Source organism: Chryseobacterium carnipullorum (assembly GCF_900142785.1).
In the GTDB taxonomy this organism is placed as follows: domain Bacteria; phylum Bacteroidota; class Bacteroidia; order Flavobacteriales; family Weeksellaceae; genus Chryseobacterium; species Chryseobacterium carnipullorum.
In genome coordinates, this window is record NZ_FRCD01000008.1 from 159780 (window position 1) to 171369 (window position 11590).

Consider the following 11590-nt stretch of genomic DNA (forward strand, 5'->3'; position numbering starts at 1 on the left):
TAAAAATATGTGGAGTTTATTTTTCCTTTCAATTCTGGCCTTCGTTTACATCTGCTACGTTTTGCTGAAACCTGAAAAATTTTAATCGGTCATGAATACAGAAATTTTAGGCGTTATTGCCATGTTTGTCATTACATTAGTCATTGGAATATTTCTGGGGAAATACATCGCTAATGTGTACGGGTACAAAAAGACCTTTTTAGATCCTGTTTTTGAACCTGTTGAAAAATTAATTTATAAAATATCGGGGATCAATCCAAACCGTCAGATGACCTGGAAGCAGAATATGTATGCCATGCTGACGATCAACCTGGTTTGGTTCGTGATAGGATTCCTGATTCTGATGACTCAGTCCTGGCTTCCCTTAAATCCTGACGGAAACCCGAATATGTCACCTGATCTCGCCTTTAATACGGCTATTTCCTTCTTGGTGAACTGTAACCTTCAGCATTATTCAGGAGAAACAGGGGTGAGTTATTTAAGTCAGCTTTATCTGATGTTCCTGCAGTTTGTGACCGCAGCTACCGGAATGGCCGCCATGGCTGTTCTTTTCAAAGCATTTAAAGATAAAACGACTACAGAACTAGGAAATTTCTATGATTTCTTTACCAAATCTGTGATCAGAATACTGGTTCCGATCAGTATCCTTGTTGCTTTGATTCTTTCTGCTAATGGAAGTCCGATGACTTTCGAAGGCAAAGATCATATCACAACGCTGGAAGGACAGAAAATTGATGTTTCAAGAGGTCCTGTAGCGGCTTTTGTGGCAATCAAGCATTTAGGAACCAATGGAGGAGGTTTCTTCGGAGCCAACTCGGCACACCCGCTTGAAAATCCGAACTATGTGACGAATATGACCGAGATGGTCACTCAGATGATCATTCCGTTTGCATTGGTTTTTGCCTTAGGATTTTATCTGAAAAAGAGAAAGCTGTCATGGGTGATCTTTACCGTAATGACGGTTGGTTTCCTGGCACTTGCCGTCCCGAATATTGTCAATGAAACAAACGGGAATCCTCTTATCACAGAAATGGGTACTGACAGCAGCCTTGGAGCTATGGAAGGTAAAGAAATCCGTTTCGGAAGTGCTTCTTCAGGATATTGGAGTATCGCAACGACGGTGATCTCAACAGGTTCCGTGAATTCGATGCATGACAGCACCATGCCGCTTTCAGGAATGAATGAGCTGCTGGCGATGATGATTAACTGTTTCTACGGAGGCTGCGGAGTAGGAGTCCTGAATTATTTCATTTTTATCATTCTCGCTGTATTCATCAGTGGTCTGATGGTGGGAAGGACACCGGAATTCATGGGTAAGAAGATCGAAGCCAAAGAAATGAAGATCGCAATGATCGTCGCTCTTTTCCACCCGTTCTTAATCCTTGTAGGAACAGCGTTAACTGCCTATCTGCCGGAATTTGGAGCAAAGACATTGAATAACCCGGGTTTCCACGGATTCAGTGAAATGTTGTACGAGTTTACTTCTTCTTCTGCGAACAACGGTTCCGGATTTGAAGGACTTGGCGACAATACTCCCTGGTGGAATATTTCAACAGGAATTGTATTGCTGTTATCCAGATTTATTCCGATCATCGGACCTATAGCGATTGCCGGATTATTGGCACAGAAAAAATTCATCCCGGAAAGTTCAGGAACCCTGAAAACGGATACGGCCACTTTCGGTTTTATGACGCTTGCAGTGATCCTCCTTATAGCAGCTTTGTCTTTCTTCCCGGCGCTCACATTGGGACCTATCGCAGAACAGATCCAGTATTTCTCTAAATAAATATTAAAAATTAAAATCAATAGTCAACCATTAGGAAGATTGAAATGTAAGGGAATCAGTCTATAACTCATCGAAACGTTCACCTGAATATATTATCCATTTCCACTCCTTTTAGTTTTATTCTTTCTTAATGGTTACCATTGATTACAATTATATAACTCTTTCAAAAAAATGAAAAATCAATCACAGACATTGTTTCAAAAAGATTTGGTGAACGAAGCGATTAAACAGTCCTTCGTCAAACTGAATCCGAAAATCATGTTTAAAAATCCCGTGATGTTCCTGGTGGAAGTCGGAACAGTGGTGATGTTTATCGTAAGTCTTTTCAGCCTTACGGGGGACAAATCACAGGGGAGTTTTGCTTATAACTTTACCGTATTCATTATTTTATTTTTTACGGTTCTTTTCGCCAACTTTGCTGAAGCTATTGCTGAAGCAAGAGGAAAGGCGCAGGCGGATACCCTCAGAAAAACCCGTGAAGAAACTCCCGCCAAAGTAGTGGTGGACAACAAACCCGGATTTCAGGTAGAAACCGTTCTGAGAATGTCTGCCGAAATGAAACTGGGTGATATTTTCCTTTGCGAAACCGGTGATCAGATTCCTATGGACGGAGAGATCATTGAAGGACTCGCTACCATTGATGAATCAGCAATCACAGGAGAAAGTGCCCCTGTGATCCGTGAATCCGGAGGCGATAAAAGCTCTGTAACAGGCGGAACAAAAGTACTTTCCGACAGAATAAAAGTGAAAGTAACCACTAAACCCGGAGAATCTTTCTTAGATAAAATGATTGCCCTTGTAGAAGGAGCGTCAAGACAGAAAACACCTAACGAAATCGCATTAACTATACTTTTGGCAGGATTTACCCTGACGTTTATTATCGTAACACTCACTTTAAAACCTTTTGCAGACTACGCGCAGACTCCCATTACTATTGCGGCATTTATCTCACTTTTCGTTTGTTTGATTCCCACAACCATTGGAGGTCTGCTTTCTGCAATCGGGATTGCCGGAATGGACAGAGCCTTGAGAGCGAACGTCATTACCAAAAGTGGTAAAGCGGTAGAAACAGCCGGAGATATTGATGTACTGCTTCTGGATAAAACAGGAACCATTACCATCGGAAATCGTAAAGCAACAGAATTTCACCCGGCAGACGGAATCAGATTACCGGATTTTATTAAAGCATCTGCCTTAAGTTCAGTAGCAGATGAAACGCCGGAAGGAAAATCCATTATAGAATTAAGCCAGCTGAAATCAGAAGACCTTCTTGTTCCCAACCCGGTCTATATTGATTTCTCAGCAGAAACCAGAACCTCAGGAATCGATTTTGAAGACACAAGGATCAGAAAAGGAGCGTATGACACCATAAAAAAACTGACTGAAAAAGCCGGGAATATCTTCCCGAAAGAAACCCAGGATGCCGTTACCAAAATTTCTGAAAACGGAGGAACCCCTCTTGTTGTAAGCGTTAATGAAAAAGTCTGGGGGGTTATCGAACTTCAGGACATCATTAAAACAGGAATCCAGGAACGTTTCCAGAGACTGAGAAAAATGGGGGTAAAAACGGTAATGGTAACCGGAGATAATCCTCTGACTGCAAAATTCATTGCTGAAAAAGCAGGCGTAGATGATTTTATTGCCGAAGCCAAGCCCGAAGACAAAATGAATTACATCAAAAAAGAACAGCAGGAAGGAAAGCTGGTGGCGATGATGGGGGACGGAACGAATGATGCTCCGGCACTGGCTCAGGCCGATGTGGGAGTAGCAATGAACAGCGGAACACAGGCGGCAAAAGAAGCTGGTAACATGGTAGATCTTGACAATGACCCTACGAAACTAATCGAGATCGTAGAGATTGGAAAACAGCTGCTGATGACCCGTGGAACGCTGACAACTTTCAGTATTGCGAATGATGTTGCGAAATATTTTGCCATTATTCCGGCATTGTTTATCACCTTCATTCCTTCACTTCAAAAGTTGAATATTATGAACCTTCACAGCCCGGAGACAGCTATCTTATCAGCCGTTATTTTCAATGCCGTGATTATTCCTTTCCTTATTCCATTAGCGTTAAAAGGAGTTGCCTATAAACCGATTGGTGCCAGTGCGCTCTTAAGAAGAAACCTTTTAATCTATGGTTTGGGTGGTGTTATTGTTCCGTTTATCGGGATCAAAATCATCGATTTAGTGATCAGTTTATTCTATTAAAATTAAAAAAATGAAAAATCATATTGTTGCAGCATTCAGACTGACTTTTGTAATGCTGGCTATTGTAGGAATTTATTTGCTTATCGTATACGGAGGATCAAAAGTATTGCCTACAAAAGGAAATGCAGAAATCATTACGCAAAACGGACAGAAGTTTTATGCGAATATCGGACAGGAATTTAAATCAGAAAAATATTTCCACGGACGTCCTTCATCTGTTAATTACAATGCGGCAGGAAGCGGCGGAAGCAATAAAGGTCCAAGCAATAAAGAATACCTGGAAACTGTACAGAAAAGAATAGATACTTTAAAAATGGAACATCCGGGAATGGCAAATACAAAAGTTCCTGTAGAACTGGTAACGGCCAGTGGTAGTGGTCTTGACCCTGACATTTCTGAAGAAGGCGCTTTGTATCAGGTGAAGAAAATTGCTGAAGTACGGAATATTTCCGAAGAAAAAGTAAGAGATTTAGTGAAAAACCAAACAGAAAAACCGTTTTTAGGACTTCTAGGTCCGTCAAAAATAAATGTACTGAAGCTTAATATCGCTTTAGACCAATTAAAATAATCTAAACATCATCGTGAAAAAATATATCATTACAAGTGCAGTATTATTCGGAATTTTTTTACCGAAAGCACAATCATCTGATTCATTAAAAACAGAAGGGAAAGTGACATTTTCTGCCTATGCAGAACTTTTTTATACTTATGATCTTAATGAACCTGCCAATCACCTTCGTCAGAATTTTTTGTACTCCTACAACCGACATAATGAGCTTAATCTTAATTTAGGATTAATCAAGACCAATTATCAAAGTGAGAACCTTCGTGCCAATGTGGCTTTAATGGCAGGAACTTACGCACAGGATAATATGGCTGCAGAACAGGATGCATTACGATATGTCAATGAAGCAAACGTGGGAATCAAAATTTCAAAGACCAAAAACTTATGGATCGATGCGGGAATTATGCCTTCCCACATCGGTTGGGAAAGCGCTATTGGAAAAGACAATATCAACCTGACAAGAAGTTTTGCTGCTGAAAATTCACCTTATTTTGAAACCGGAGCAAAAGTTTCTTACACCTCTGACAGCGGAAAATGGTTTTTAAGCGGATTGGTACTGAATGGCTGGCAACGTATCGCAAAGCCGGAAGGAAACCAAACCATTTCTTTCGGACATCAGATAACCTACAAACCCACTGAAAAGATTACGCTTAACAGCAGTTCATTTATCGGAAACGACAAATCAAAAGAGGAAAAAAGAATGCGCTACTTTCATGATCTCTACGGAAGTTTTCAGTTGACAGATCAATTCTCAGCCTTGCTGGGATTTGATATCGGGGCAGAGCAGAAAACAAAAGGAAGCAGCAGCTACAATATCTGGTATACTCCCAATGTATTAATGAAATACCAGCTTGACAACAAATGGGCTCTGGCAGGAAGGTTCGAATATTATAATGATAAAAACGGGGTCATCATCAGCACCAAAACTCCCAATGGCTTCCAGACCTTCGGGTATTCCCTGAATGTAGATTATGCGATTTTGAAGAACGTGGTCTTCCGTACAGAAGCCAGAGGATTTACCTCGAAAGATGCCATTTTCGTGAAAAATGATGAGATGAAACAAGGTAATTTCTTTATTACAACAAGTTTGGCAGCCTGGTTTTAGGAAGTGAAAAGTGAATAATGAAAAATAATTAACCACAAAAAGCACAAAAGCTTTTAACACTTAAGCTATTTGAAGTTTAAATGCTTTGAGAAAAGAAGTTCACATAAGTTCTCAAAAACCGAGGATTTTTATTCTGATGGAAATAATTATTAAGCCGACAAAAATTCCCCTCCCGTGGAGGGGTGTCGAAAATTCAAAGAATTTTTGACGGGGTGGTTCAAGGTGGTTCAAAAAAAAACTATTCAAAATAATCGTAACTTACTTATATAGTCTAAACCGGTGGAAAATAAACCTTTTGTGCCTTTTGTATTAAAAAAAATAAAGCAAAAAAAATCAATGTCATCAGCAAAACATTTTTTAGAATTGATCCAGAAATCCCGGAAAGGAAAATTCAAGATCTATATCGGGATGAGTGCAGGCGTCGGGAAGACCTTCCGGATGCTTCAGGAGGCACAATCCCTTCTGCGTAACGGCATTGATGTGAAGATCGGGTATATAGAGACCCACGACCGGGAAGAAACCGTTGCCCTTACCGATGGAATTCCGGAAATTCCCAGAAGATCAGTATTCTATAAAGGTAAAAATCTTGAAGAAATGGATCTTCAGACCATTATCAATGAACATCCGGAGGTCGTTCTTGTGGATGAATTGGCCCATACGAATGTAGAAGGTTCAAAAAATAAAAAAAGATGGCAGGATGTGCTGGAGATCCTTGATAACGGAATCAATGTCATCAGTGCCATGAACATCCAGCATATTGAAAGCCTGAATGAAGAAGTCAAGAATATAACGGGAATAGAAGTGGCTGAACGTGTTCCTGATAAGATCTTGAGCCTTGCTGATGAGGTAGTCAATATAGACCTTACTGCCGATGAACTGCTGACCCGTCTGAAAGAAGGAAAGATTTATAAAAAAGAAAAGATACAAACCGCATTAACGAATTTCTTTCAAAGCGGACATATTCTGCAACTCCGGGAACTTGCTTTAAAAGAAGTCGCTGCGCACGTCGAAAGAAAGGTTGAAACCGAAATTAAAACGGAGAATTTTAAACCCATAAAATTTCTTGCTTGTATCAGCAGTAATGAAAAAATTGCTAAAAATATCATCAGAAAAACAGCCCGTCTGGCGAGTTACTACAACAGTCAGTGGACCGTGCTGTATATTCAGAAGCCATCAGAAAATCCTGAAAAAATTGCCCTCGATAAACAGCGGTATTTGATTAATAATTTTAATTTAGCACAGGAATTGGGGGCGAAAGTGGTGCGGGTAAAAGAAAGCAGTGTCCACAAAGGAATTCTGGAGTATGTGATCGCCCATAATATCACGACGGTATGTATCGGAAAACCCCACGCTGAGCTCTGGCAGCGTCTTTCCGGCTATAGCTGGATTTATACGTTGATGAACAGGCTCAATGAAAAGCAGATAGATATTATTATTTTATCTTAGAAGTAATGAAACTTAAAACAAAACTCACCTTAGGCGTAGGTCTTTTATTTTTACTGATCGTTCTCATGTCAGTGATCGGATCCGTCTATATCAATAAACTAAAATCCGATACGGAGAAGATCCTTACTGCTAATTACAACAGTCTGGAATTTTCCAAAAATATGCTTCTTGCCCTTGATAAAATAAGCACGGACAGCGCTATTGCCGTGAATGATTTTCAGAAAAATAACAAGCTGCAGGAGAAAAACCTTACTGAATTTGGTGAAAAGGAAGCCACTCAAAGTCTGAATCTTCATTTCAACAGTTATCTGAAGCAACCTTCTCTGGAAAAGGAAAAGCTGATCCGTGAAGACCTCGCAAAAATCATGTCCCTGAATATGAAAGGGATTGAAAGAAAAAGTGATATAGCCATCATTACCGCTGAAAATGCCACTTTCTGGATCGTAAGTTTGGGAACGGTTTGTTTTCTGATTGCCTTTATTCTGCTGTTTAATCTTCCCCAGACGATCGCGGAACCTATCAACCAGCTGACATTCGGTATCCGGCAGATCGCCGCTAAAAATTATAATGAAAGGGTACATTTCAAAGGCAGTGAAGAATTCAACAGTCTTGCGGATTCTTTCAATACCATGGCGGAAAAGCTCCAGGAGTACGAAAGCAGCAGCCTTTCTAAACAATTGATGGATAAAAAACGAATTGAAACGCTGGTGAATAATATGCATGATGCAGTGATCGGTCTGGATGAAAATCACTTCATCTACATGATCAATGATGAAGCCCTAAAAATAACCAACCTGCATAAAGAGGAAATCATCGGGAAAACAGCTCATGAAGTAGCGATCAATAATGATCTGTTGCGGGAGCTTCTTAAAAATATTGACCATCCGGTAAAAGAGCCGATCAAGATCGTTCGTGACAATAAAGAAAACTATTTTGAACAGGATATTATTCCCATCAATATTGTAAAAACAGGAGAAAAAGAGACCAAATACATCGGAAAGGTCATTCTTCTCAGAAACATTACCCCTTTTAAAGAACTTGATTTTGCTAAAACCAATTTCATCGCGACCATTTCGCATGAGCTCAAAACACCAATATCTGCCATAAAAATGGGGGTGCAATTACTCGGAAATCAGAAATTCGGAGCACTGAATGAGCAGCAGCAAGAACTGCTGAAAAGCATCAATGATGACGGACAAAGACTGCTCAATATCACCGGAGAATTGTTGAATCTTTCACAGGTTGAAACCGGAAATATCCGCCTTACCGTTGAGAAATGTTCTCCAAAAGAAGTAGTACAGGCTGCCGTGAAGAACGTAGAAAAACTAGCGGAGCAGAAAAACGTTTTGATCAATACTGAATATCTTGCAGGCGATCATGATTTCGTGACTGCCGATTTTGACAAAACAGTCTGGGTGATGAATAATTTCCTGACCAATGCCGTAAAACATTCTTTTCAGGATGAAAATATTGATATCAAAGTAGAAAAGGTGGATTCAATGATCCAATTCAGCATTACCGATACCGGAAGCGGAATTGATGAAAAATATCACCGTCAGATCTTCGATCGTTATTTTCAGGTTCCCGGAGAGCACCAGAACGGAACAGGACTGGGATTGGCTATTTCCAAAAATTTTATCGAAAAGCAAAATGGCGAGATAGGAGTGAAGAGTTCTCCGAATCAGGGAAGTACTTTTTATTTCAGGCTGCCGATTGTTTAAACAGATTTTAAATAAAATTTTTTAAATTTGAATGAAAATCACACAAGATGAATACATCAGGTCCAAAAGCTGATTTGATTAACAGAATCAGTCAGTTAAAAGAAAAGAAAATTATGGAGGAGATTCAAAAACTGTTAGATTTTGAATTAAATGAAAACGAATACGTTCTTACTAAACCTCAAAAAAACAGAATTGCTGAGGCACAGGTAGAATACAAAAACTCAGCCTGTCTTACAGAGGATAAAGCCAATCAGGATATTGAAGGATGGTTGGGAGAAAAATAACCCAAAAGACATTAATTTAATAGCTATCAATGTTTGATCATATCTTTGATTTACTTCCTTCTCATCTGTTTTGCATCAGCATTTCTACAAGCGATATTTTTTTATTTTCAGAATAAAAAAATAATAACGAAATACAAACAGCCTGATTCCAGGGAATTAAAAAAAATTAGAGGAAAGATTGTTACAGAAAAGGGGCTTTTAAGAAAAAATATCCGTTGGTGTAGCTTTGAGATTCTTCTGAATCCAAACTCTGTTTTTTTATTTCCGTCCGACTTCTATTTTATTTCAAGCCGTTTCATTAATCTTACTTTTAATTCCGATAAGAAAAATACGAAAAGTCCTACTGTATTAAGAGCATTTAGTTTTAGTAGAGGTACACTGATCTTGGTATCGTATCCTGATTTTTGGTTAATGGGAAACGGACCATCTACTTGCAGAATCTTACTCCAGAACAGATTATGCTTTTTCAGGAAGCTTTAAAGAATAGAATGCCTTCTGCTCTTCATTAGCAAAATTCTTTTACATTTACAAAAAAGTAAAACCATTCCATGAAAAGCCTCATCAGCCTGTTATTTTTCTTGTTCTTCTTTTGCGCCTTTTCGCAGGTTTCAAAGAGAACCGCGACTATCATTAAACCTCTTGAAAAAGAAATATTATTTTATTCAAGTGAAGACAAAGAGATAAAAAAAATAGAAGAATTACTGTTTAAAGAAGCGAGTCCGAAAGAGCTTGTCTACTTAGCAGAGAAAGGCAAAAATGTTCATATAAAAGCAGTAGCGATTGATGTTTTGGTTCATAAAAAAGAGGGTGATAAAATACTCGAAGTTTTTAGGAAAAATCTTCATTCAAAGGATAAATTAGATTATAGAGGAGGATGTATTGTAAGTGAACATCTTTTATCTGCATATATTTTTGAATCAGTTTCTGTAGGTGATAATTTTTCAGAAAAAGAACAAGAGAATCTTCACCGCGAAATGATATCAATTGCTCTGAATGCCCAACCTGTTAATGCGGAGCTTCTGGAAACTCTGACCTATGACCTGCCGCTGGATCATGATAGCTATACCAAAATCAGAAGGCTGGTGATGGAAACAAAATCACCCATACTCCTTGTGAATCTTGCAAAATATAAAAATCCTAATGATATAGAACTGATCAAAAGTTTTGGAAAACAAGCTTATCCGGCTATTCAAGAGTTTCCGGACCCGGCGTTTCTGCCGATGATGAAGCAACGTATTAATGATTCTTCTGATTTTGCTTTCATGTTTGCCTTATCTGAATTCTGCGGTGAAGAGGCTAAAGAAATCGTAATCAAAGCTATTGAATACAATAAGAAAATCAATAAAGAAAAGGATTGTGGCGGTAATTGCCTGGCTTTCCTGTATCAGCAGATTTCCATAAAAAAATGTACACTGTATGATTCTGTGCTGGCCGATCTTTGGGGAACAGATAAAATCATTTCTTTTGATATTCTGGAGGCCTATGAAAAAACGCACACCCCAAAAGAAACCGCAAAATTTTTGCTGGACGGGTTTTTGAAACAAGGACAAGCAGAAGTGATTGCAGTGAATGCATACGATATGGATCATGTGGAGGATGATGTTTCCGGTGAAATGACTTTTGATGATAACTTAAGACTTGTTACCCTATTGGAAAAAACAAAAAAGATTTCCAAAGAAACTTATGAAAAAGCAGTAAGAAATTCTCTTCAGTATCTGGATGATCTTGATTTGAACCGTTTCATTTCAAAACTGAAAGACAATAATACCGTATTTCAGCATAAGGATGTTCTTCTGGACAGGGTTAGAAATAATGAAAATGCTTATGGTGCCCTGGATATCATGGATGGTCTGAAAATGCTGAAAGATGAAAAGCTTTTCAGTGAAGGGGCGGCTATTATTGTCAGCAGAAAAAAAGAGTTTAAAAAATTTCCGGTCTGGGAAGAAAATTATAAAAATTTTATCCGGGAAAATAACATCAAAGAATAATTAAAAAATGAATACGATAAAAATAATGTTGATCAGTATGTTTTGCACCCTTATGCATTCACAGCTTGCAGGGCAGGCATTCAAAGTGGAAGAGCTGGCCGCATTCAATAAGCTTGATAGGGCTGCTTTTAAAACAGAAATTAAGAAGTATCAATATACTTTCTATGACAAAACAGAAAGTCCTGCATTTATTCTGTTCGAATATGACAGTCCGGATTTTACCTATAAGATTGGGAAGTTTGAATATACGGAAGACAAATCCCAGGATCATATAGAATTTCAGTTCAAAGAAAAAAAAGAACATGATAGCTATATAAAAACAATTCTTGCGGCAGGTTATCAACAAACAGAAAAGGGAAAGGTTCTTACCGGTGAAAATTATGTGGATTACTTTAAAAATAAAGCACAGATCAGAATGGTTTATCCCAAAACTACGCAGGATAACTACACGATTCTCGTTTTCAAATAAACTGATGGTTTATAT

The 11590-nt window shown here is 38.6% G+C and carries 9 protein-coding genes; all 9 read left to right on the plus strand.

All coding sequences use genetic code 11. The features are described 5' to 3' along the window. Positions 1-91 precede the first annotated feature (91 nt). On the plus strand, positions 92-1786 hold the full coding sequence (gene kdpA / locus BUC06_RS10940) for a potassium-transporting ATPase subunit KdpA (protein WP_073333707.1): 1695 nt from the start codon (positions 92-94) through the stop codon (positions 1784-1786). Positions 1787-1957: 171 nt separating this feature from the next. Then, positions 1958-3997 (plus strand): potassium-transporting ATPase subunit KdpB, encoded by a 2040-nt coding sequence (kdpB, locus tag BUC06_RS10945; RefSeq protein ID WP_073333710.1) that lies wholly within the window; start codon positions 1958-1960, stop codon positions 3995-3997. A gap of 10 nt (positions 3998-4007) precedes the next feature. Further along, positions 4008-4565 carry a K(+)-transporting ATPase subunit C gene (gene kdpC / locus BUC06_RS10950; protein ID WP_073333714.1) on the plus strand — a complete coding sequence of 186 codons (558 nt, stop codon included), beginning with the start codon at positions 4008-4010 and terminating at the stop codon, positions 4563-4565. A gap of 13 nt (positions 4566-4578) precedes the next feature. Further along, positions 4579-5667, plus strand: a complete 1089-nt coding sequence (locus BUC06_RS10955) for a porin (RefSeq protein WP_185116979.1) — start codon at positions 4579-4581, stop codon at positions 5665-5667. Positions 5668-6003: 336 nt separating this feature from the next. Further along, positions 6004-7113: a histidine kinase gene (locus BUC06_RS10960; protein WP_073333719.1), complete on the plus strand. Its 1110-nt coding sequence runs from the start codon at positions 6004-6006 to the stop codon at positions 7111-7113. A 5-nt stretch (positions 7114-7118) separates the two neighbouring features. Beyond that, on the plus strand, positions 7119-8834 hold the full coding sequence (locus tag BUC06_RS10965; RefSeq protein ID WP_073333722.1) for an ATP-binding protein: 1716 nt from the start codon (positions 7119-7121) through the stop codon (positions 8832-8834). 47 nt (positions 8835-8881) lie between these two features. Further along, entirely contained in the window at positions 8882-9118 is a 237-nt protein-coding gene (locus BUC06_RS10970) for a hypothetical protein (RefSeq protein WP_073333724.1), read from the plus strand. A gap of 548 nt (positions 9119-9666) precedes the next feature. Next, a complete protein-coding gene (locus BUC06_RS10980) occupies positions 9667-11106 on the plus strand; it encodes a hypothetical protein (RefSeq protein ID WP_073333730.1) in 1440 nt (479 codons plus the stop codon). 7 nt (positions 11107-11113) lie between these two features. Then, positions 11114-11575 (plus strand): omptin family outer membrane protease, encoded by a 462-nt coding sequence (locus tag BUC06_RS10985; protein WP_139263346.1) that lies wholly within the window; start codon positions 11114-11116, stop codon positions 11573-11575. Positions 11576-11590: the final 15 nt, after the last annotated feature.